Genomic DNA, 23,968 nt, shown 5'->3' with positions numbered 1-23,968 from the left:
ACACCGAAGGGCAATCAGAGGTATTTGAGAATCGCGATGTCGCGACGGCGCTGTTTGAGGTTGGCGAACCAGCGCGTCGGGAAGAACAGCAACACCCCGAGGATCACGCTCCACAGCCAGACCATGGGCAGGTCATCGAAGCCGTAATAGGTGCCCTGATTGGCGCCCCAGATGGCGACGGCTACCAGGTACATGGCCTTGAGTACGTACAGGTGCAGCAAATAGAAGAACATCGGCGCACCGCCGTAGATCGCCAGGGTCGCGGTGGACCAGCGATCCTGGGCCTTCTCGAACAACGCCAGAAGGATCAGCCCCAGGCCGAGGGTCGGCATCAGGAACATCAGCGACGGCGGGTACTTCTTCGCGCTCATGAAGCTCATGAACGTGCGCAGGGAGTCACCGGTCTGCACCCAAGGCTTCTCGCCGTAGACGTTCAGGTAACGAATGAACACGAACGCCACCAGCAGGCCGACACCGACTTTCAGCAACCGGGAAATCCGCTCGGCCGGTTCCATGTCCTTGCCGAACCACGGCCCGATGGCCCAGCCCAGCAGAATCACCCCGATCCACGGCAACACCGGATACGTGGTGCGAGCCCGGGTGAATTCGGTGATGTCGATGAACACCCGCTGATGCAGGATCGACCACGGCACGAAGAACGGCGACTCCGGCCCCACGGTCACGCCATCGAGCAGGTTGTGCCCGGCGACAATCGCCACCCCGAGCACGATCAGCCAACCGCGCTTGAAGTGCAGCAACCCGGCGAGCACGATCATGCAGATGCCGATGCACCAGATCACTTGTAACCACAACGTCTTGGGTGGGAACTCGGCGTTCCAGGCAAAGCACACGAACGTGAGTTCCAGAAATACGAGGAACAGCCCGCGTTTGAGCAGGAACACTGACGTCTCGCTGGCCGTGTGTTTCTGGCTGTAGAGCCAGGCCGACAAGCCGGTGAGGAAAATGAACACCGGGGCGCAGATCTCGCTGAGCATGCGGGTGAAATACAAGTCCGGCGTGACACTCAGCGCATCAATCGGATCGGTGACCTGGCGGTGCAGCAGAAAGGTTTCCCGCACGTGGTCGATGAGCATCAAAAGCATGACGAAGCCGCGCAAGGCATCGATGGCCAGCATCCGGGTATTGGTTTTTGCAGCGCTGGTAGCAAGCGCAGGGAAAACACTTCCCGCCTGCCCTGCCACACCTGTAGATAGGGTCATATCAGTCACTCATGTCGTGGTCAGTGGACTACCGCTGGCTCAGCCCTGTTTCTTCAGCCTGGCAACTTCCGATGCCGGCAGCTGCGACGGCGCCCGCGGCAAGGGTACCTGACCTTCCTTTTGATAGAACGACAGCGTCGAACTGAAGCTCTTCACATCAAAGGGTTCGGCCTGGCCCTGGGCATTGATGCGCTCGCCGGCGGTGTGGTCCTTGTATTCGACGGCCACCACATAGGTGCCCTGCCAAGGCAGCTCGAAACTGACCTTGCCGGTCGCATCGGTGCGTCGGGTAAACACTTCGCCAGAACCGGTTTCCAGCACCACGTCCTGATCAGCCAAGGGCTTGTGCGCATAGAACACCTGGAACTGCGCCTTGCCCGCATCGGCGACACCGGTAGGCACGATATCCAGCGTCAGTTCCGGTGTGCGGGCACGCAAGTCACCGACCCAACGGGTGGCGGGCGTCCAGTAAGCCTTTTGGGTTTTATCGCCTTCATGAAGGTCGAAGATCGGGTAATGCGCGTCCTCGGCCAGCAGCGAGTCATCCGCTTTGGTTTGATGCGCCACGGCAAACGCCTGGCGCTGTAAGGTCAGGTTCAACGGCTGAGACTTGTTGCTGATCGACCAGCCCTTGAGTTGCCGGAACCGGTCCATCCCGCCCGGTGTGACTTCCAGCATGTTCTTGTCATATTCCCCGTAGTACAACGCCAGGGGTTGCCCCGGTGGCTGCTCGTACCAGATTTGATGCGCCTCGCTGCTGCTTGCCAGCAGGAAGACGCCGTAACCCAACAGTGCTTTTTTTGCGTGGCTCATTCGCATTTTTTGCGCTCCGATTGGTGTTGTTCAACGGATCGTTGCAGCCCTGCAACGATCGGCCCCTCTCTCTGAACGCATTACAACGCAGGCTATTTTGCGCTTCGTCCCGAATTCATTGCTCATTACGCAAATGAAGACTGTTTTTGCCGCGTAAACAGCTGTTTATGCGGCCTGCGCCAGTGTGAAGCGTGCAGAGAGGTTCTGCGGCCCCCATGTCCAATCGAGGTGCATTCCCAAAAACTTCATCGACAGACACGAAAAACCTGTGGGAGCGGGCTTGCTCGCGAAGAGGGAGTGTCAGTCGACATGAATGTTGCCTGACACACCGCCTTCGCGAGCAAGCCCGCTCCCACATGGGGGACGGCAGGCTGCCGGGGCATGGAATGGACGATGGATGTGTTCGCGGAGGGAGTTTCAGTGACGCAGTAATTTGCGCAGCGGCACGCCGTCCTTGAGCACGGGTGATTTGATGACGATGTAGCTGAAGTACTTGGAGATGCCGATGTTCTTGTCCAGCAGGCTTTCGATCACTTCCTGATAATGCTGGATGCTGCGGGTCATGAAACGCACCAGGTAATCGTAGCCGCCACTGATCAGGTGACATTCGAGCACTTCATCGACCAAGCGGATATTGGATTCGAACTTGGCGAAGTCTTCGCGCTTGTGGTCGCTCAAGGTGATTTCGGTGAATACCGTGACCGAGTCGGTGATCTTGGCCAGGTTCAGATGGGCCTTGTAGCTGGAAATGTACCCGGCCGACTCAAGCCGTTTGACCCGTTGCAGGCAGGGGCTGGCCGACAGGCCCACGGCATCGGCCAGGCTGACGTTGGTCATGCGCCCATCCTTTTGCAGCTCAACCAAGATGCTGATGTCGATCCGGTCCAGTTTTACTAAACCTTCCATTGCGTACCTCTTGACTGCCGTTTGTAAGACAATCTTCTAGCAAAATCAGCGCCGTAAAGACAGCTGATGCTGAGCCACCAGATCCGCCATGCTGTTGATGCAGTAATCCGCCGCGCACGGCGTCGGGTGTTTGCCCCGGCCGCGACAGATCAGACAGACAGCGCCCGCGCCCTTCTGCCGGGCGGAAGGCCGGGTCACCTGGAGGATGGTTTTGGCATCAAGCTCATTGGCCGCCAGCCAGTCGCGATCCTGCAAGGGATCACTGGCCAGTGAAATGAAATCGTCGGGCATGATTCCCAGACGCTCGCACAGCAGGCCCCGATCCTCGGCATCACGATCGCCATGCACCAACAGGCGATAGAACTTGCGCAGGTACAGCATGGCGCCGGGCGCGTCTTCGAACAACGACCAACCCGCCACCGAGCGGGCAAAGCTCATGCCCTCCTCCCAACTGGCTTTCAGCCCCCAGCGCTCGGCCAACTGACGGTGGGCGAAACACAGCAAGCCGCTGAACCCCAGCTCGCCGAAGCGCGGGTACAGCGCATGCACCACCTCGCTGAATTCGGCCAGTATCTGTGCCTTGTCCGGGTGGCCGCCACGGCTGTCGAGCAGCGGCTGCAACGCCGTCCAGACCCCGGAATCGCGATCCACCAGGACCTCATCGCAATCGATCAACAACGCTCGATAATCAGTCAGCCCCATGGTGTGTAAAGCCTCCGATGATGCATTCCATCAATCCATGCTCCATAAATGCTCACGGGCGATGCCATGTGGCACCGCCCGGAGCAGGCGTGAGCTCAGTTCAAGACTCGTGCCAGCGCCGCGTCGAGAATCTGCAGCGCTTCGTCGACCTGCGCTTCGGTGGTCACCAGCGGCGCGAGGAAGCGCAGCACGTTGCGGTACACGCCGCACTTGATCACCAGCAAGCCACCGGCTCGGGCTTCGTCGATCAACCGTTGATTCAGGTCGGCATCCGGGGTGCGCGCATCATCATCTTTGATCAGCTCGATCGCCAGCATGAAGCCGCTACCGCGCACGTCGCCGATACGCGGGTAACGAGCCTGCAAGCTCAACAAGCCCTGACGCAGACGTTCGCCCAAAGCATCACCACGGGCCAGCAACTGCTCTTGCTCATAAGCCTCGATCACCGCCAGCGCCGCCGCGCATGACAGCGCGTTACCGCCGTAAGTGCCACCGAGGCCGCCGGGTAACGGCGCGTCCATGATCTCGGCTTTGCCGACCACACCGGACAGCGGCAAACCACCGGCCAGGCTTTTGGCGACAGTGACCAGGTCCGGCTGAATGCCGGCGTGCTGAAAGCCGAACCATTTACCGGTGCGACCGAAACCGGTCTGGATTTCATCAAGGATAAGCACAATGCCGTGCTTTTCAGTCAAGGCACGCAGGGCCTGGAGAAATTCCGTCGGTGCCGAGAGGAAACCGCCATCGCCCTGCACCGGCTCGATGATGATCGCCGCGACCCGCTCGGGCGCCACTTGGGTGGCCAACAATTCGTCCAGCGCCTTGAGCGCCATGTCGCCGGTCACGCCGCGATAGGCATTCGGATACGGAGTGTGGAAGACCTCCGGCGCGAACGGCCCGAAGTTCTGCTTATAGGGCTGGCTCATGCCGGTCAGCGTGGTGCCGAGCAAGGTCCGGCCGTGGAACCCGCCGCGAAAGGCGATCACCGCCGAGCGGTTGGTGTGGGCGCGGGCGATCTTCACCGCGTTTTCCACGGCTTCGGCGCCGGAGGTGAAGAACGCCGCTTTATAGGATTCCTGACCGCCGATCATTTCGCACAGGCGCTGAGCCAGGTCGAGATAAGGCTTGTAGGCCACCACCTGGAAACAGGCGTGGGAGACTTTTTGCAGCTGCGCCTGCACCGCCGCGACCACCTTCGGGTGATTGTGGCCGATGTTCAGCACACCGATACCGCCGACAAAGTCCAGGTAGCGCTTGCCGTCCACGTCCCACAATTCTGAACCTTGGGCCCGATCGATCACCAACGGGTGCGCGGTAACCAGGCCACGTGGCACGAATTGATCGCGCTGACGGAGCAAATGAGGGGTTTCGTCGACTTTGCTGTTCATGGCATTTCCCATCGTGAGTCCGGCAACCGGGAAGTGGTTGCGATGGTGTTCAGGTTAAGGCTTGCGCGAAACGAACTACGCCGAACTTGCCCCCTGAGAAATTCGGATCGACTGTTTTCACCCCGCCAAACGGCAGATTCCTTCAACCCGCCGAATCTGCCGGTGGATGGCCGATAGAACCTCACACAACGCGTTAACCCCGGTGCTTTCGACAGATCCTGCGCTGGCGTTGCGCGATGATGGGCAGCACCTTCACCTTTCAGGAAATGCCCATGGCCCTGCTGTATAAAGCTGACCCTGTGCGCGGCGAACAGTGGAAAGCGCTGTTCGCCGAACACGCCCCGGATATCGAATGGCGCGCGTGGCCGGACATCGGCGACCCGAAGGACATTCAGTACCTGGCCGCGTGGCAGGCACCCGACGATCTCGAGGTTGTGCTGCCCAATCTGCAAGTGCTGTTTGCCTTGTCCGCTGGCGTCGATCAACTCGACCTCAATCGCCTGCCAGCGACCTTGCCGGTGGTGCGCCTGCTGGACCCCGGCATCACCCGTGGCATGTGCGAATACGCCAGTTTTGCCGTGCTCAGCCTGCACCGGGACATGTTGCGCTATCGCCAGCAACAAATGGCCCGCTGCTGGCAAGCGCACTTGCTGCAACCGGCCACCAGGCGTCGGGTCGGGGTGATGGGGCTCGGCGCTCAGGCGCAGCAGATTCTGACAACCTTGCAGCCGCTGGGCTTTGCCTTGTCAGGCTGGGCGCGCAGTGCCCATCACATTCAGGGGGTCGATTGCTATGCCGGCAACCAACAGCTGCCAGCGTTCCTCAGCCAGTGCGACATTCTCTTGTGTGTATTGCCGCTGACCGAACAGACCCAGGGCATTCTTGATCGCAGGCTGTTTGAGCAACTGCCCCGAGGCGCGGCGCTGATCAACATGGGCCGTGGCGGGCATTTGGTGGAAGGCGATCTGCTTGAGGCATTGGACAGCGGGCATTTGAGCGGCGCGGTCCTTGATGTGCTGCAGCAGGAACCGGCACCGGTGGATCATCCATTCTGGCACCACCCACAGATTCTGCTGACACCGCACATCGCGGCGATGACCCAGCCAGAAAGTGCCTTTGGTGTGTTGCTGGAGAATATTCGTCGACATCAACGGGGTGAGCCGATGCTCGGTGAGATCGATCGTGCGCAGGGTTATTGATCGCCTAATGCCGGTTAGTTAAGCCACGACGCACTCTTTGTAGCAGCTGTCGAGCCTGCGAGGCTGCGTTCGGCTGCGCAGCAGTCGTCAAGCCGGATTTACGACTGCTGCGCAGCCGAACGCAGCCTCGCAGGCTCGACAGCTGCTACAGCCGAACGCAGCCTTCGGCAGCTGCTACAGATCGCATTACGGCTTAACTAACCGGCATTATGCTCAGGGTCACCCGTTATGCTCAGTGAGTTCCCAGAATATTGTTATCGCAGGAAAAGGACTGCCCTCCTTTCAGCATCAGTCGTTCCTGCATCCTCTGGCAACGCTCCCGTTCCTGCTGCATCGAACGATCAATACTGATATTGCCGGTTTTCTCCGGTTGCTTACCGTCGCCCAGGCGCACTGTCACCCAGGGCTGTTCCGGCTGGATTTGAAAGCGAGTTTTTTCTTCGATGGGTTTGGCAGGTTTGGCGGTTTCGATCGCGGCCGGTTTTGGCAGTTGATCGGAGGTGACCCCGTAACGGGTCAGAATCGAGCTCTGAGGCAGTTCTGCGGCAGCGGTTGCCGATAACAAGGCCAGCGCCAGACCGAAGGTGTACCTCTTGCTGTTACTCACGTTGCAAAATCTCCTGTACTCAATGGCGGCATGCAGCACCGGCGTCATAGGGATAACGCGTGGATGGGCTGATGGTTTAGTGCCAGTTCCTGTTGGTGCAGGTATTGGAGTCCGGGAATGACCAGTGAGTCACTTGGGCAGGCAGGTTTACCGCGTTATCGTTCTTCGCGAGCAAGCCCGCTCCCACATTAGATATTCAGTGAACACCCAATATGGGTACGCCTGCGATCAAATGTGGGAGCGGGCTTGCTCGCGAAGAGGCCCTTACTGGCGCCGCATCACCCTCAGGCGATCACAATCGCGCTACCGGCCAAACTGTCCAGCCCGACACCGACCAGGGTCACCGAATCACTGCCAAACGTCAGCAACGTATCCTGCCCCACCGCCGTGGCATGGGCCCGGTAGTCATCGTTCGGCGCAACGCCCTGAATGCCGAGGAACACCAGTTTGTCGTTGGCTTGATAACCCACCACCCGATCCTGGCCAAACGCGCCGCTGAACAGGAACGTATCGACCCCGCCGCCCGACTCCATCAGGTCATTACCCGCCCCGCCGACAAACACGTCGTTGCCGGTGCTGCCGAGCAAATGGTCGTTGCCATCGAAGCCAAACATCCAGTCGCCGGTTGCGTGCGCATTGAGGGTGTCGGCGCCGGTCGTGCCCTTCACGCTTGAGGCGTACTGGGTCAGGTTGCTGCCGGTCACAAGGCCATTGCCGGTGACGCTGTGGGTCACGTCATCCTTGAACACCCCCCAGAGAAAACCCGGTTCCTTGGTGACGATGCTGCCGATGTCGCGAGTGATGCTGATGCCGCCATTGGCGTCGCGCACGTACAGGTTGCCGGCACCGTCATTGGCGAAGACAAAGTTCTTCACTGACTCCTGCAGGTCCAGCACGTTGCTGCCCTTGCCGCCCAACAGAATGTTGTAGCCACCACTATCGCGGAAGGTGTCGTTACCGTCGCGGCCTTCCAGGTAATCGCTGCCCTTGCCGCCCTGAATCAGATCATTGCCGTCGCTGCCGATGATGAAGGTGCTGCCTTTGTGGGTTTCGGCGTTGCGGTTCAAGTCCTGGACCCAAGTGTTGCTGCGCGCCGGGTCCGAGAGGTTGGCGACGATGATGGTCGAGTCTTTGCTGGTCAGGTCGTAGAACTGCGACTCCAGCACCCGGGTCATGCCGTCGCCGTAACCGGTGGGCAAATGCGAGATCCAGGTAGGAATGTTGAGGATCGAATACGGCAGCACGTTCCACGCCGTCGAGGCGTAGTGGTCGTTGAAGCTGACGATGTTATCGGTCGTCGAATCCTTGGCGGCATCGTGCACGCCTACCGAGGCCAGGTTGAACGACGAGCCATCGAGGGCGCGGAACACCGGGTCGTTTTCATAACCGATGTTCAGCACTTTGTCGCTGCTGCTTTGGGTCGGTGAGGCGTAGGCGATGTAGTTGGAATCCTGGTAAAAACCGGACCACTTATCGCTGCTCAAGTCCGCCAGGCTATTGACCGCCAACCCGCCGAGGCTGTGGCCGCTGACCAGCACGTCCTTGCCCGAAAGCCCATTGGCCTGGGCAAACGCTGCAACGTCACTGAGCAGATTGCCGAAGGCTTCGCCTACGTAGTTTTTCGCGTAATCCTTGGGACCCAGCGCCGCCAGCAGATCGTTGATCACGTCGCCGATGGAGTCGCCGATCTGGATTTCTCGTGGGCCGCTGGTGCCGCGAAAAGCGATGCCGATTTCGGTGAGATGACCCTGGGCGTCGTACTTGCCGAGGATCTCCACTTGGGCGCTGGTGTAACCGTCCTTCTCGCCGAAGAAGGTTCCGCGAGCGTCGGTCTTGCCGTCATAGCCCAATTGCGCGGCGGTGATCGGCGTCCAGCCGGCTTTTTGCACGGCTTCGAGAGCAGCCTTTTCCGAATCGGGGTTCCAGGGAATGCCGGGAATGACGCCCTGGGAATCGGTGCCGCCAATCAGCGCGGTCACCAGGGTTGCCGGCAAGCCCAGGCCGAAGCCGTTTTGCTGGTAACCGGTGGCGAAACCGTTGTCGAGGTTGTGATAGGAATACAGCGTGATCGCCATGGCGTCGCTGAACAACGCCTTGGAGTCTGCTGTGCCGAAGTTTTTGTAGTCATACACACCCATTGGTATTGCCTCTCTCTTTGTTGGAATTGTCAGAGATAGCTCACAACCAGGACGCCTCACTGACGAGGCGCCCCGGAGCATTTAGTGCATGCAGCCTTTACGCGAAGGTAATTCCCGAAGCCGAGAGATTATCCAGACCCACGCCCACCAGCGTTACGGCGTAATCGCCAATCTTGAGCACAGTGTCGTTGCCAGCCTGGGTCGCGTGCTGGGCGTAGTCATAACCCTGCCCCGCGCCCTGGACGCCCATGAACACCAGTTTGTCGCTGCCCTGGTAGCCATTGATCGCGTCGAAGCCGAAGGCGCCGCTGAACAGGAAGGTGTTGTTGCCGCCCCCCGAGGCCTGCATCACGTCATTGCCCGCGCCACCGACGAAGGTCACGTGGCTTTTGTCGCTGCGCAGCAGGTCGTTACCAGCATTGCCGAACAGCCAATCGCCATCCAGCGTCGCCGACAGCGTGTTGCCATTCCCATCCCCATAGCCATCGCCGTTGAGCGAGTGGTTGTAGTGGGTCAGTTCACTGCCATTGAGCAAGCCATTGGCGGTGACGTTGTAGGTCACCTCCTTGCTGCCCCACCACGAACCCGACTCCTTGCTCACCAGCGCGCCAATATCGCGGGTCAGGCTGATGCCGCCGTAGGCGTCGCGCACGTACAGCGTGCCGTCGCCATCGTTGGCAAAGCTGAAGTTCTGCAACGGCTTCTGCAGCTCGAAGGTGTTGCTGCCCTTGCCGCCCAGCAGCAGGTTGTAGCCACCGTCATCGCGGAACCGGTCGTTACCGTCTCGGCCTTCGATGAAGTCATTGCCCGCGCCGCCCTTGAGCCAGTCATTACTGTCGGTGCCGATGATGAAGGTGCTGCCGGTGTGCGGCTCGCCGCTACGGCCCAGGTCCTCGACCCAGATGCTGCCTCGGGACGATTCCGACAGGTTCGACACGATCAGCGTCGAGTCCTTGTCGGTGAGGTCGTAGAAGCGCGAGTCGATCACCCGGTTCAAGCCGTCGGCATAGCCCAACGAACCGTGGGCCGACCAGTTCAACGGATTGAGAATGCTGAATGGCACCAGATTCTGCGCGGTGGAAGCGTACTGGTCATTGAAGTTGACGATGTTGTTGGTCGCCGACGCCTGATGACCGTCGTGCTTGCCCAGCGAGCCACTGCTAAACGTGGTGCCGTCGAGCACTCGAAACACCGGGTCATTCTCATAGCCGATGTTCAGCACGTTATTGCCGGTGGCGCTTTGGGTCGGCGAGGCGAAGGCGATGTAGTTGGCGTCCTTGAAAAAACCGCCCCAATTATTGCCGCTCAACTCCGCCAGGCTGTTGACCCCCAACCCACCGAGGCTATGCCCGCTGACCAATACGTCTTTGGCACTCAAGCCATGGGCAATGGCGAACGCGGCGACGTCTTTGAGCAAAGTGTCGAAGGCGTTTTTCGCGTAGTTCGTCGCGTAATCCACCGGACCGACCGCGGCCAGCAGGTTGTTTTTCATGTCGCCGAAGGTGTCGCTGTACCCCAGGCCACCGGTGCCACGGAAGGCGATACCGATGCCGATCAGTTTGCCTGTCTCGTCGTATTTACCGAGCACTTCGGCTTCGGCGCTGGTGAAGCCGTCCTTCTCGCCATAGAAGGTGCCTTGAGCCCCGACGTTGCCCTGATAGCCCAACGCTGTGGCGCCAATCGGCGCCCAAGCGGTCGCCGGCAGTGGCTGGCCGGTCGGCGTGTACGCGTAGAGCGTCAGCGCGATCGCGTCGGAGTACAGCGCTTTGCCGGCTTCACTGCCGGCATTTTTATAATCAAACAGTCCCATGTGCTTGCTTCCTTTGCTTCAAATCAGAACTGCCAGTCCAGGGTCAGGCCCACGCCGTGGTCTTTTTCCCGGGAGCCGAGCAGCCCGTTGTAATCCAGGCTCAAACGGGTATCGCTGCCCAGCGCCAATCCGGCACGGGCACCGACCACCGCGGCATCGCGGTCCATGGACACGCTTTGCACGCTGAACGCGGTGTTGCCATTGACGAAGGCCAAGTGGTCTTCGGAACGGGTGTTGCTCAGGTTGTGCTGCCAGCCGAGCGTGCCGGACAGTTCCAGCTGTTGCTGGTCGGACAACGCAATGGCTTTGCTCGCCCGCAGGCCAAGGGTCGAAAGCACCACGTCGCGGTTGTTTTCACCGCCCTTGAGTGCGGCGGCGTCACCTTTTTCACTGAAGCTTTCAGTGTTCAAATGCACGTAGGCCAGATTGACGAATGGCTCCAGAGCGATTGGTTGCAGGTCCAGGCGATACGCCGCTTCGGTGAACAGTTGCGCGGAGGTCGCATCGCGTTTGGATTTCTGCTTGCCGCTGACACCGTTAAATTGCAGGTCACGTTTGACGTCGATGCGATGCCAGCTGTAAGCACCGCCGACGCTCAGGCGTAGCGCGTCGATTTCATGGCCCAGGTACGCACCCAAGTGGTAGCTGTCGACCGAGGCCGACGAGTGCGTGCCATCGCCCATGCTCAACGAGCTGTCGCTATAACCGGTGACGAAACCCAGTCGCGTATCTTCAGTGATCAAGCCATCGACACCGGCCAGCAGCCCGCCAATGGAGCTGTTGGAACTGGCGTTGTCATGCCCGCCATCGCTCTTGCCCCAGGCGCCGAGCACTTTGAGCCAGGCGTTGCTGCGGTCATCGGTGGGTGCCCCGGCGTCGAACAAATCGTGCTCACGCAGACGCTCGCCAACCGCATCGCGCAGGTAGCGGCTGTCGTTGATCAGCAGCGTGCCGATTGCCGGATGAATCTCACCGGAGAGTTGCTGGAACGCTTGTTGTGCGACAGCGGCGGTCGGCGACAGCAGCAAGGTTTCGTAGAGCGGATTGCCTGCGCCCAATTGGTCGGCGGCAGCGGCCACGGCGCGTTGGTTCGGGGTTTGGCCCACGCTGGTGAAGGAGGTCGCGTTGCGCACCACCGCCAATTGAATGCCGCCAGCCGAGTAATCGAGGGTGCCGCCGAGGAACAGGTAATCCGGCACCACCGCACCGAAGCGCCCTTCGATCCCACCGGCCGCTTGCAGAATGTTGTACTGATTGCCGAGCAGGGATTTCGCTTCGCTGGTGGTCAGCAATGTCGGGCTGTTTTCCAGGGACAGGCTGACCGTTGCGCCCTCAATGATCGCCTTGCCGCCGGCAATGATCTGGTCGCTGCTGGTGGGCGACAGCTCTACGGCGTAGGTCGAGCCAGGCTCGAAAGTCACGTCGCCCGCCACCTGCAAGGTGCCGATGGAGTTGCCAGGCGCCACGGTACCGCCGCTTTTCGCGGTCAGCGCCGCGATGCTGCCGTTACCGCCGAGGATCCCGCTGTTATTGACGGTGACGGCCGACAGCAGCGAACCGTTGATGGCCAATCGGCCCTGATTGACCAGGGTCGGGCCGGCGTAGGTATTGGCGCCGGTCAGCACCAGTGTGCCGATGCCCTGCTTGGTCAGGCCGCCATGGCCGGAAATGTCGTTGCGCCACACATCGAGCCCGCAATGCACGTCATTGCACACACGCTCGGTGGGTTTGCCGGCGTCGATAATCGCGCCGATACCCGGCAAGTCCGCGACAAACTGGCTGGAGCCGTAGGCGCCTTCGATGCGGAATTCCTCGGGAATGTCCTGCTCGGTCACGAACATCGCCGGGCCATCGATGCCTTTGCGCAGGTTGATCATGCCCCAGCCGTACAGCGAGTCGACGCCGGGTGCGCCGAGGTCGGTTGCGGTGGTGCGCAGCACGCTGGCGACTTGCGCGCCGGTCATGTACGGGAAGCGTTCCATCAATACCGCCACCGAGCCTGCAACGTGCGGCGCCGCCATGGAGGTGCCGTTGTAATTGGCGTAGCCGGTGCTCAGGTCATCGGCATTGGTGCCGCTGATGATCGAGCTGTAGATGCGGCTGCCCGGTGCCGACACGCAGAAGCTCGCGGTATAGCCGCAGCGTGACGAAAACGTACTGATGTTGTAAGGGTCGGGACTGCTGGTGTCCGGATTTCTCTGCAACGCGGCGACGGTCATCCAGTTCGGCGCGATCTCCGGGACGAAATAACCGAGACCGGCGATGGCATCCGGGTTGTTGAGGTTGTAGTCGTTGCCGGCGGCGAAGATCGTCACGATGCCACTGCGGGCCGCCGCGATGGCGCCGTCGTAGGCACCGCCGGGTTTGGTCCCCAGCAAGGTCTGGATCTCGTTGAATTGCAGTTGTGCGTCTTGCACGGTGAAGTGCGGGTACGCCGGATCCCGACCGCCGAGGTCGAAACGATCCGTGATGCCGATGCCCCAGCTGTTGTTGATGATCCGCGCGCCGCTGGCGATCAGGGCATCCCAACCGGCCTTGTATACCGCGCCGTCGTTGCCGCGAATGATCCCGTCTTCCGGGCCCGGGTCACCGTTGTCGGCGCTGATGATTTGCGCACCAAAGGCGACGCCGTGCATCGGGCCGCCGTCGCGACTGCCCGCAGCGATCCCGCCAACGTGAGTGCCGTGGGCACCGAGTTTGCCGTTGGAGCCCACCGAGGGCGAACCGTCATACAAAAAGGCATCCCCGGCTTTGACCGGAATGTACGGGTCGGTGTATTCGCGGATGCCGCTGGTGACCAGCGTGATCACTTTATTGGCCCCGGAAAACTCCGGGTGCAAGGCGTAAACCGGTTGATCGAAAATCCCCAGCTTCACGCCTTTACCGGTGTAACCGGCGGCGTAGGCCTCCTGAGCATTGATCGCCCCCAGCCCCCAATCGGCGTTGAACTCTGTGCTGCGCCAGCTATCGGGATCGCCTGTCCTGCCGTTTTCCACGTAGGGCGCCGCGTGTGCGGTACCCAGGGTGGCCAATGCGCAGAGCAAGGCAAGGTTGTTGTACTTGTTATTCATCGAACTACCGTCCTTAGTTGTTTTGCCAAAATCCTTGTGGCCAGGGGCCTGCGTGCAACTTGTAGGAGCAAGGCTTGCCCGCGAAGGCGGTGTGTCAGTCAACGTCAATGCTGAATGTCACGGCCCTTTCGCGGGCAAGCCTCGCTCCTACAGGGGTTGCGGTGTTACAGCCCCTTACCACGTTAAAACTGCCAATTGAGACTCAGCCCGACGCCGTGGCTCTTCTCGCGGCTGGCCAGTTGGCCGGTGTAATCGAGGTTCAACCGAACATCCCGGCTCAAGGCCAGGCTGGCATGGGCGCCCACCAGCGCCGCATCGCGAACCAGCGGCGAGCTTTCCACCACGAACGGAGTGCCACCGCTGGCAAACGCCAGGTGCTCTTCGGAATCGGTGTGGCTCAGGTTGTGCTGCCAACCGAGGCTGCCGCTCAGGTCCAGTTGTTGCTGGCCGGACAGCGTTACTGTTTTCAGTGCGCGTACGCCCAGGGTGCTGAGTACCGCGTCACGCCGGTCGCCACTGCTTTTGAGCGCGGCGGCGTCACCTTTCTCGGTGAAGCCCTCGGTGTCGAGGTGCACGTAAGCCAGATTGGCGAATGGCTCCAAGGCCAGTGCTTGCAGGTTCAAGCGATAGGCCGCTTCGCCGAACACCTGGGTGGTCCCGGCATCGACCTTGGTTTTCTGTTTGGCACTGACGTCGCCGTATTGCAGGTCACGTTTGACGTCGGCTCGATGCCAGCTGTAGGCGCCGCCGGCACTCAGACGCCAGGCGCCCAGTTCGTGGCCGGCATAGGCGCCCAGGTGATAGCTATCGACTTGTGCTGATGAATGAGTTCCGGAGCCCATGCTGACCGAACTGTCGCTATAACCGGCGACCAGGCCGACACGGGTTTCGTCGTCCACTGCGCCATCGACACCCGCCAGCAAACCGCCAATCGAGGTGGTGTAGTCGGCGGTATCGTGACTGTCATCGGTCTTGCCCCAGGCGCCCAATGCCTTGATCCAGCCGTTGTTTCGGGAACTGTTGGCGTTGTTGAGACGCTCACCCACTGCGTCGCGCAGATAACGGCTGTCATTGATCAACACCGAGCCCAGCGCCGGGTAGATTTCCCCCGACAACTGCTGGAAAGCCTGTTGCGCGGAACTGGCGGTCGGCGACAGCAGCAGGCTTTCGTAGACTGCGTTACCCGCGCCAAGCCCTTCCACTGCGGCGGCGACAGAACGCTGATTCGGCGTTTGCCCGACGCTGGCGAAGGTTGTGGCGTTACGCTCAACGCTCAACTGAATGCCGGTCGCGGCGTAATCGAGGCTGCCGCCGATGAACAGGTAGTTGGGCAGCACCTCGCCGAACTGGCCTTGAATGCCGCCCGCCGCTTGCAGGATGTTGTACTGATGGCCCAGCAGGCTTTGCACTTGTTGGGTGCTGAGCAAGGTCGGGCTGTTTTCCAGGGACAGGCTCACGGTGGCGCCGCTGATCGTGGCCGTTCCGCCGGCAATAATCTGGTCGCTGCGGGTGGGTGACAGTTCGACGGCATAAGTCGAACCCGGTGCAAACGTCACATCGCCGCTGACGTGCAACGTACCGATGGAATTACCGGGCGCCACGGTGCCGCCGGAATGGGCGGTCAAGGCAGCGATTCGTCCGTTACCGCCGAGGGTGCCGCTGTCATTGACGGTCACCGCCGACGTCAGCGAGCCGTTCACCGCCAGCAAACCGCCGTTGACCGTGGTCGGGCCGCGGTAAGTGTTGTCTCCAGTCAGCATCAACCGCCCGGCACCGGACTTGATCAGGCTGCCTTCGTAGATTCGATTGGCAGCGGCGGAATCGCGAGCTGTGCCCACCGCATAATCGGTCTGATCCTGCTGACTGGTGCCAGCCGGGACACCGTTCTCCCAGCCCTTGTCCTTCAACGTCTGTTGCCAGGCGCTGCGTTCGGCGGTGTCTTCGGCCTGACGCTGAATCAGCGCCTTGTCCGAGATGTCATTGCTCCAGACATCGCTTTGCCCTGCCCCCAGATTGGCGTCGAACGACCCGAGCAATTGCCCCGGCCCGCGCATCGCCCGTTCGAGGTTAGCCACACCCCAACCGATGCGCGTACTCGGTGCCTCGGTGATCGAGCCGTCGAGCTGGGTCGCGGTGGTCAGCAATACTTCCAGCGCCTGCTGATTGTTCATGTACGGATAGCGTTCCATCACCAGCGCCAGCGCCCCGGTGGCATGCGGCGCGGCCATGGAAGTACCGGACTTGATCGCGTAACCGCCGCCGGGAATGGTGCTGTCGATCTTCGCGCCCGGGGTGGTGATGCACCAATACTTGGCGATCCCGCACTGGTTGTATTTCTGCTGGTTGCTTTGATCCAGTCCCGACACTGCCAACCAGTGGCCTTCCAGGTCCGGCTGAAAATACGGCAAGGCTGAACGCACGCTGGCATTCGGGTAGCCGCTGTTGCCGGCGCTGAACACGTTGATCACGCCGCGCCGCGAAACGTCGGCGGCGGCGTCGAGCCAGGTGCCTTTGTTCCAGTGCTGGGCGTAGGCAGCGTGCAGATCGTCGAGGGTTCGGTAGCTGACATCCCGCGGTTGGCTGCCCCAGCTGTTGTTGATCGCGCGTACACCGGCATCTGCCAGGGCGTTATAGACTGCGGTGAAGTAGCGCGGGTCCGGGCTGGGGCCGAACAGGAAACTGTCGTTCTTGTTGGTGTTGCCGACGTAGATTTGCGCGTTGTACGCCACGCCGTGCATGCCGGTGCCATCCCGGGAAGCGCCCATGGTGCCGGTGACGTGGGTGCCGTGGGAGTCGTTGTTGGTGTTGAGCGTGCCGTCGACGTTGAATGCTGAGCCGTCGACATAGCTGCCGCTGGCCGTCACCGCGTGATAACGGTCTGCGGCAAATTCGGGATGGCTGGAATCGAAACCGGAATCCAATGCGCCGATCTTCACGCCCTTGCCAGTGATGTCGGCGGCATAGGCTTGATCGGCCTGCATGCGCGCCAGGCCCCAATCACGCTGGAACTCTGTCGAACGCCAGCTTGCGGGGTCGCCGGGTTTGCCGGTTTCCAGATAAAGCGCCTGGGCTGGGCCTGGTACTGATGAAATCAGGAGCAATAGCGTGCCGACCGACATCGGCTTGATCTGTACGTCCATGTGCATGACATCTCGCTTTCTTGGCGTTTTTAGAGTTGTAGTCCCCAGTCCAGGGGCGGCGTTGCTCTGTTTCTGTGGCGAGGGAGCTTGCTCCCGTTCGGTTGCGCAGCAACCGCCATTGGGCCTGCTTCGCAGTCCAGCGGGAGCAAGCTCCCTCGCCACAATGTTTTCTATGCGCTACTGAACTTTCGGGCCTTGGCCGAAGGCCTCATCCACCTTCGCCAGGTCCTGGTCGCTCAAGGTTCCGGCGTAGTAGTGCAACTTGGTCCAGGCCATCAAATAGTCGTAGCGCGCCTGGGCCAGATCCCGGCGGGTGGTAAACAGTTGTTGTTCGGCGTTCAGCGCATCGAGGTTGACCCGTTCGCCGCCCAAAATGCTTTGTTTGGTCGAGATCACCAGCGCTTCCGCCGACGTCAACGCCTTCTGATAAGCCCGCAATTTATTAACCCCCGACAGGCAGGCGCTGAACTGGCGGCGCAACTGGATCAAGGTTTCCCGGGTCTTGCCGTCCAGGTCGTACTCGGCCTGTTCCATGGTGCGGCTGGCCTGCCGGGTCGAGGCCGAGACCCCACCACCGGCATACAGCGGCACATTGACTTCAATGCCGATGGTGTTGGTGTCGTAGCGCTGGTTGTAGGTGTTGCTGCTTTCCGATTCGTTCTGGCGCACCGAGGCGTAGGCGCTGACTTTTGGCAAGTGGCCGGCGCGGTTGCGTTCCACTTCGTAGCGCGCCACTTCCACCGCCTGACGCTGGGAGGCCAGGTTCGGGTTATTGGCCACCGCCATCTCGTGCCAGGTGTCGTAATTGGCCGGTTGCAGGGTGAAGGTCTGGAAGTTCTGATCCAGTGGCGTCAGGTCGGCAATATCGATGGCCGGCACGCCAATCAGTGCGCCCAGCTCACGCAAGGACGCATCCTGTTCATCGCGTGCTTCGATTTCCTCGGCGGTCGCCAGTTCATAACGTGACTCGGCTTCGAGGATATCGGTGCGCGTGCCCTCCCCTTGGCGGAACATCTGTTCGTTCTGCTGAAACTGCTGTTCGAAGGCTTTTTTCTTCGCTCGTGCAATGTCGATCTGATCCTGAGCGAACAGCGCCTTGGTGTAATTCTCGAGCACGCGAACCAGCAGTTCCTGGCTCTTGCCGCGAAAGTTTTCGTCAGCGAACAGCGATTGCGCCACGCCTTTGCGGTACGCCGCATAAGCCTCGTAATCGAGCAGCGGCTGTTGCAGGGTCAAGGTCGAGCCGTAACTGCTGTAGTTGCGGTCCTCGGTGAAGTCTGGTCTCCCCTCATTAATTTGAGTGACCTTGGAGGTGTTACGCCCCTTGTTGTAGTTGTAACCGATCCTGGGTAGCAGCCCGGCGCGGCCGATGGCGCGGTTTTCAAGGCCCGCGTCACGCTCCTTGATGGCGCCGAGAAACACCGGATCATTGCGTAACGCTTGCTCATAAATGTCGAACGGCCCCATGGCCATCGCGCTGTTGCACGTCAGCAACGCCAGGGTCGCTGCGAGCAGGGAAAGCTTATTCATACAGCCGAACATCCTTATTCCTCGGTCAACGCGGAGCCTGCCCGGTCGAGCAGCGGTTTGAACAGATAGTTGAGGAGTGAACGTTCACCGGTACGCACGAACATTTCCGCCGGCATGCCGGGTTTGATTACCAGACCATTGAGTTTTTCCATGGCCTGATCACTGACGCTGCTGCGCAACACGTAGTACGGCACACCGGTTTTCTCATCGACCATCTGGTCGGCGGAGATCAAGCTGACTTCGCCGGGAACTCGCGGGGTACGGCTCTGGTTGAACGCGGTGAACAGGATGTCCACCGGCAAGTGCGTGCCGACCTTGTCGATCAGGTTGATCGGCAGGTGCCCTTCCACTTCCAGGCGGGTGCCTTGCGGGACGATCTCCAGCAGCGTGTCGCCCTGACGCACCACCGCGCCTTCGGTGTGAACCCCAAGGTTGACGGCGATGCCGTCGGCGGTGGCGATGATTTCGCTGTGTTGCAAGTCGAAGCCGGCGGAAGTCAGTTGCTCTTCCAGGGTCACGCTTTTGAGTTGCGCGTCGGCCAGTTGGCTGCGGACTTCCTTCTGGTATTCCTCGCTGTGCTGTTGCAGTTTCAGCCGGGACTCAAGGATGCCCTGCTCCACCCGGCCGCTTTCGCCGGTGTTTTCTGCCAGCTGTTGCTGCACTTGCGACAACTGACGCTGGTAATCCATCAAGCGGTTGCGCGGGATGTAGCCGTTGTCCGCCAAGGGCTGAAGATTACTCAGCTGTTGTTGCAGGGAACTGGCCTGGGCCGTCAGGTCGGTGCGCGCACGGCGCATGCCGGCCAGTTGCGCGCTGGCGCCTTCGATGTTCGCGCGCAGGGCCGCTTGCTCACGGGAAAAGGCTTCGCGACGGCTGCTGAACAATTGCCGTTGGCCTTCGAGTACCAAGGCCAGACGCGGGTCAGGATCGTTGCTCAGTACGGCAGGGAAATTCACCTGCTTGAGGTTGTCCCGTTCGCTCTGCCAGCGCGCCAGGCTGGCCCACGCCATGCGGTATTGCGCTTGCAGCGATTGCACGTCGGCCGCGACCTGGGTCTGGTCGAGGCGGAACAGCGGCTGGCCCTGCTTCACCACTTGGCCTTCACGCACCAGAATCTGGCTGACTACGCCGCTGCTCATCGATTGCACGGCTTTGCGCTTGCCCGAGACCACCACGGTCCCCTGCACCGGAATGCCTTGATCGAGCGGCGCGAGACTCGCCCACGTGAAGAAACTGCCGGCACCGACAATCGCCAGAATCCAGCCCATGCGGGCGAAGAAACGCGCGTCGCGCTCAGGGCGTTCGGCGATGTAGTCGTGTTCCATCGTCGCTTCGCTGTCGTTGTTCATGCGTGTGCTGCTCATACACCCGAATTCCTTGTCGTGGGCTGATACTGCCGGCTCATGCTGAGCCCGCCCGGTGCCTGCGCAGTTTTTTCACGTTGTTGTTCCTGAGCGCCGGACAGCGCCTTGAGCACTTCCTGGCTTGGGCCGAAGGCCTGCAAGCGACCTTCATTGAGCACCAGCAACTTGTCGGCCTGGGCCAGGGCCGAAGAGCGATGGGTGACCAGAATCACGCTGGTGCCCCGGGCCTTCATGTGCGCGATGGCGCCGGCCAATGCCGCTTCGCCAACGGTGTCGAGGTTGGAGTTCGGTTCATCCAGCACCACCAGGCTCGGGTGGCCATACAGCGCTCGAGCCAGGGCCACACGTTGTTTCTGGCCGCCGGACAAACCGCTGCCGTCCTCGCCAAGCACGGTGTCGTAGCCTTGCGGCATGCGCAGGATCAGTTCATGAACGCCGGCCTGTTGCGCGGCTTCGACGACTTTTTGCGGATCCGCCTCACGGAATCGAGCGATGTTCTCGGCGATGCTGCCGCTGAACAGTTCGATGTCCTGGGGCAGATAGCCGATGTAAGGGCCGAGGTCGTCGCGGTTCCAGCGATGAATGTCCGCGCCATCGAGCCGCACCGTGCCGCCCAGCGTCGGCCAGACGCCGACCAGCACCCGGGCCAGGGTCGATTTACCCGAACCGGAAGCCCCGAGTACGCCCAGCACTTCCCCGGCGCCCAGGTTGAAATTGACCATGTGCAAGGTCGCTGCCCGTTGCCCCGGTGGGCCGGCGCTGACTTGCTCGAAGGTGATCTGACCTTTCGGCGCCGGCAGCGCCATGGCTTCGTCAACCGGTGGGTAGGCTTGCAGCAAGGCGTCGAGGCGGCGGTAAGCGAGTTTGGCGCCGCTCCACTGTTTCCATACAGCGATCAACTGATCGATGGGGCTCAGCACCCGGCCCATCAGGATGGACCCTGCGATCATCATCCCGGCGGTCATGTCACCCTGAATCACCAGCAAGGCGCCCAGCCCCAGCACCAGGGATTGCAGGCACAGGCGCAGGGTTTTGCTCAGGGAGCTGATGACCGCGCCGGTGTCACTGGCCTGATTCTGCAAGCCGAGAAAACGCGAGTGCACCTCAAACCAGCGCTTGCGCAAGACACCGAGCATGCCCATGGCCTGAATGGTTTCGGCGTTATGCAGGTGACTGGTGGCCAGTTGGCTGGATTTCTGGGAAAACCCCGCGGCTTCGCCCAAGGGCTTTTTGGTCATCGCCTCGTTGAGGCAGGCCAGCCCGATCAGCAGTACCGCGCCTGCGGTGGCCAATACGCCGAGCCAGACGTTGAACAGAAAGATCACAAACAAGTAGACCGGAAACCACGGCGCATCGAAGAAGGCAAACAGCGCCGGACCGGTGACGAATTGGCGAATATGGGTCAGGTCACCCAGGGATTGCCCCGCGTTGCCCTCGCCCTTGAACAGGTTGCGCTCGAAAGCGGCTTGATACACCCGCAGGTTGAAGCGGCGCTCCAGTTGGCTGCCGATACGGATAACAATGAAGCTGCGCACGATCTCCAGCAAACCGATAAAAGCGAAGAACCCGACCACCATCAACGACAACATTGCCAAGGTGGTTTCGTTTTGCGAAGACAGTACCCGGTCATAGACCTGCAGCATATAAATCGACGGGACCAACATCAGCACATTAATCAGTGCGGTAAAACACCCGACGCTGATCAGGATGCTCTTATAGTCGCCCAGTGCCTTGAATAACGGTGCAGTGGCCGGGCTCTTCGCCATCTTCATTGGTTTTTCCTGAGGTATTAATCCTCGCCTTACTTGACGAGGTTCCAATTAACTGTCCGCACATGGGTCGAGACATTCTTTTGCCGGTGATCGCTTACACACTAATAGCAACTCTTTGGGTTCTTCAAAGAATTCCTGTCATTGATCGGCTGCTTATAACGGCAATAACAAGCTTTATATTCAGCGCCTGGTGCCTGTCCGACATTTTTCACTTAATGCGCAGTGCGCTCGAGCGTAATGATCAGACCTGAATTCAAGGTACTTTTATAAAGCCCCTCACGCTGTCGGCTGAAAAACACAATTCTTGAGCCTTCTTTACCGGTCACGGCAATGCCATCCGGTTCCGGGAACCAGCCAATCGCCGACTCGTTCAGCCAGGCGCCGAGGCAGTCGGCACCGTCACCCAGGGTCTGGTTCAAATTGAGCTCGATCATGCAAACATTCGACGGTTTGTCCTGCAGCGCCTGGGACTCGGGCGAGTCTTGCGCGGTGTTCAAGGTAGCCCGCCATTTCCCGGCGAGTTCCGACGGGTCGGCTAATTTCAGACTGTTTGCCATGGCTACCTCTCCAAGAAACATCATCAGCGTCGCCAACAGCCACGCGGTTGCTTTGTAGGTAAAAGCGTTCTGGATCATAGGGCGTTTTACTCTGGGTTGTAGCCTTACTCATAACACTTGCCGTTCAAGGGACAGAGAGCGGCGCGTCAAGCGCCGCCCTCCTTTTTGCCTTGAATCAGGCCACGATGTCCGAGAACGCCGCCTGGCCAACGGTGCTGACCAGGAAGTCAGCCACGCCGTGCCCGGAGAAGTCCACCGACAACAGGCTGTTACCGCCCGAAGTGGTCAACACTGCATCGCCTGCCGCACCGGTGAACGAGTTCACGAAATGCAGGCCCGCGCCGTTAGTGATGCCGGTCAGGTCGATCTTGTCCAGGCCACTGACAAAATCGAGGATCTGGTCGACCGCACCTGGCTTGGAGTCGCTGCTGGCCGCGAACACAAAAGTGTCCGAACCCGAACCGCCCCACAGTTTGTCCGAACCGCCCGCGCCGAAGAGGATGTCGTTGCCGGCACCGCCCTTCAGTTCGTTGGCCACGCTGTTGCCGATCAGCAGGTCGCTACCCGAACCGCCAATCGCGTTTTCGACGGTGACGCCCTTGGCAATGGACACGTTGCCCACCATGCCGCCAACATCGGAGAACGAGGCTTCATTTAGGTTGATCTTCTGGTTTTGGGTAAAACCGGAGAAATCCAGGGTGTCCTTGCCGCCCGCATCCCAGACCGAGAACACGACTTTGTCCGACGACGAAGACGCGCTCAGGAAGTCGCGACCGGCGTTGGAGTTGAAGCCGTAGGTGGTATCACCGGTACGGGTGGTAGTGTTGGCACCGTAGAGTTTCTGAATGGCGGCGATATCGTCCATCAGCGGGCCGGACGCATAGGCTTCCACACCGCCCTTGCTGAAGTTCTGGTCGGTATTGCTCTCGCTCCAGTAACTCATGACGCTGTAACCGCGGGTGTCTTCGCCGTAGGTCGCGTCATTGTAAGTAGGTGCGCCTTCACCAGCGTTGTAGTCGCCAGGGTGAGCGAGGCCCAGGGTGTGACCAATTTCGTGGGTCAGGGTCTGACGGCCGTAGTTGTTCAGGTCCGGCGTCTTGTTGACGTTATAACCACCCCCCGTCAGATACCACGACGTACCGTCATAACCCGCACCGGTGCCAGGCAGGTAGGCGAATGCTGCGGCGCCATCCTGACCACCACTGTAGTTACCGAAGGTCATGTGACCGTCACCGCCGAAGGACTTCTCGGTGAAGGTGACATTGGCCACGTCGGCCCATGATTGCATGGCGAGTGCGGCCTGTGCTTTCTGTTGCGCGCTGAACTGACTGAACCCGGTGATACCGTGCTTGTTCATGGTGCTTGACGAGGCCGAGGTCAGGAACGTGTAGGTGAGTTCGATTTTGCCGCTGCCGTCCTTGTCCTGGTAGGCAGCGCCGTCGCGCAGCAGCTGGGTAGCAGCCTCGTCGACGGAGAAGGAGGGTTTGCCATTGACCGTGAGATTGCCACCCCGATCATACTGATGGCTGAAACTATCGATCTGGTTGTAGGCGGAACTGGGTGCAGCCAGCGCTTGCAATGGCGCAAAGGCCTGTTCGGCAAGATCAATAGCGTTGTCTTTTACTTTCGACATAAACACACTTCCTTGTTTAGCAATGGAACAGTTTTTGTCCGATACGACAATCTCTGGCGAGATCGTCCTATCACTCGCCCAATGAAGGCGTATAAAAACTGACACAATTCGAAATCAA

16 protein-coding genes are annotated in these 23,968 nt (G+C 60.4%); 1 reads left to right on the top strand and 15 read right to left on the bottom strand.

The window, feature by feature from the left end:
* Window positions 1-14 precede the first annotated feature (14 nt).
* The 5 genes from KW837_RS06390 to gabT all read right to left on the bottom strand — a co-directional run bounded on the left by KW837_RS06390 (window position 15) and on the right by gabT (window position 5,029).
* The gene (locus tag KW837_RS06390; RefSeq protein WP_218394927.1) at window positions 15-1,220 is read right to left on the bottom strand and encodes a DUF1624 domain-containing protein; all 1,206 of its coding nucleotides are present in this window, start codon (window positions 1,218-1,220) and stop codon (window positions 15-17) included.
* A gap of 39 nt (window positions 1,221-1,259) precedes the next feature.
* Window positions 1,260-2,033 carry a DUF4198 domain-containing protein gene (locus tag KW837_RS06385; RefSeq protein WP_256348541.1) on the bottom strand — a complete coding sequence of 258 codons (774 nt, stop codon included), beginning with the start codon at window positions 2,031-2,033 and terminating at the stop codon, window positions 1,260-1,262.
* A 417-nt stretch (window positions 2,034-2,450) separates the two neighbouring features.
* Complete coding sequence (locus KW837_RS06380) at window positions 2,451-2,939, bottom strand: Lrp/AsnC family transcriptional regulator (RefSeq protein ID WP_008055821.1); 489 nt, start codon at window positions 2,937-2,939, stop codon at window positions 2,451-2,453.
* A 45-nt stretch (window positions 2,940-2,984) separates the two neighbouring features.
* A complete protein-coding gene (locus tag KW837_RS06375; RefSeq protein ID WP_218394925.1) occupies window positions 2,985-3,641 on the bottom strand; it encodes a 2-haloalkanoic acid dehalogenase in 657 nt (218 codons plus the stop codon).
* 95 nt (window positions 3,642-3,736) lie between these two features.
* Window positions 3,737-5,029, bottom strand: a complete 1,293-nt coding sequence (gene gabT / locus KW837_RS06370) for a 4-aminobutyrate--2-oxoglutarate transaminase (RefSeq protein WP_218394924.1) — start codon at window positions 5,027-5,029, stop codon at window positions 3,737-3,739.
* A 272-nt stretch (window positions 5,030-5,301) separates the two neighbouring features.
* On the opposite strand from gabT, the gene KW837_RS06365 reads away from it, so the two are divergent.
* Window positions 5,302-6,228 carry a glyoxylate/hydroxypyruvate reductase A gene (locus tag KW837_RS06365; RefSeq protein WP_218394923.1) on the top strand — a complete coding sequence of 309 codons (927 nt, stop codon included), beginning with the start codon at window positions 5,302-5,304 and terminating at the stop codon, window positions 6,226-6,228.
* 232 nt (window positions 6,229-6,460) lie between these two features.
* On the opposite strand, the gene KW837_RS06360 is transcribed toward KW837_RS06365, so the two are convergent.
* The 10 genes from KW837_RS06360 to KW837_RS06315 form a co-directional block, all read right to left on the bottom strand.
* Window positions 6,461-6,835, bottom strand: coding sequence for a hypothetical protein (locus KW837_RS06360; protein WP_218395166.1), 375 nt, complete (start codon window positions 6,833-6,835; stop codon window positions 6,461-6,463).
* Window positions 6,836-7,119: 284 nt separating this feature from the next.
* Window positions 7,120-8,973, bottom strand: coding sequence for a polyurethanase (locus KW837_RS06355; protein WP_218394922.1), 1,854 nt, complete (start codon window positions 8,971-8,973; stop codon window positions 7,120-7,122).
* Between the two features lie 97 nt (window positions 8,974-9,070).
* The gene (locus tag KW837_RS06350) at window positions 9,071-10,783 is read right to left on the bottom strand and encodes a polyurethanase (protein WP_218394921.1); all 1,713 of its coding nucleotides are present in this window, start codon (window positions 10,781-10,783) and stop codon (window positions 9,071-9,073) included.
* Window positions 10,784-10,806: 23 nt separating this feature from the next.
* Window positions 10,807-13,854 (bottom strand): autotransporter serine protease, encoded by a 3,048-nt coding sequence (locus tag KW837_RS06345; protein ID WP_218394920.1) that lies wholly within the window; start codon window positions 13,852-13,854, stop codon window positions 10,807-10,809.
* Between the two features lie 182 nt (window positions 13,855-14,036).
* A complete protein-coding gene (locus KW837_RS06340) occupies window positions 14,037-16,994 on the bottom strand; it encodes an autotransporter serine protease (RefSeq protein WP_218395165.1) in 2,958 nt (985 codons plus the stop codon).
* A gap of 177 nt (window positions 16,995-17,171) precedes the next feature.
* Window positions 17,172-18,536, bottom strand: coding sequence for a TolC family outer membrane protein (locus KW837_RS06335; protein WP_218394919.1), 1,365 nt, complete (start codon window positions 18,534-18,536; stop codon window positions 17,172-17,174).
* Between the two features lie 2 nt (window positions 18,537-18,538).
* Window positions 18,539-19,888: an HlyD family type I secretion periplasmic adaptor subunit gene (locus KW837_RS06330; RefSeq protein ID WP_218394918.1), complete on the bottom strand. Its 1,350-nt coding sequence runs from the start codon at window positions 19,886-19,888 to the stop codon at window positions 18,539-18,541.
* Window positions 19,885-21,660 carry a type I secretion system permease/ATPase gene (locus KW837_RS06325; protein ID WP_218394917.1) on the bottom strand — a complete coding sequence of 592 codons (1,776 nt, stop codon included), beginning with the start codon at window positions 21,658-21,660 and terminating at the stop codon, window positions 19,885-19,887. The genes KW837_RS06330 and KW837_RS06325 overlap by 4 nt, the downstream gene beginning before the upstream one ends.
* A 212-nt stretch (window positions 21,661-21,872) precedes the next feature.
* Entirely contained in the window at window positions 21,873-22,295 is a 423-nt protein-coding gene (locus KW837_RS06320) for an AprI/Inh family metalloprotease inhibitor (RefSeq protein ID WP_218394916.1), read from the bottom strand.
* Window positions 22,296-22,392: 97 nt separating this feature from the next.
* Complete coding sequence (locus tag KW837_RS06315) at window positions 22,393-23,850, bottom strand: serralysin family metalloprotease (RefSeq protein WP_218394915.1); 1,458 nt, start codon at window positions 23,848-23,850, stop codon at window positions 22,393-22,395.
* Window positions 23,851-23,968: the final 118 nt, after the last annotated feature.

The organism is Pseudomonas sp. PDM24, from assembly GCF_019218905.1.
In the GTDB taxonomy this organism is placed as follows: Bacteria; Pseudomonadota; Gammaproteobacteria; order Pseudomonadales; family Pseudomonadaceae; genus Aquipseudomonas.
This window is presented reverse-complemented; position numbering and strand designations above follow the sequence as displayed.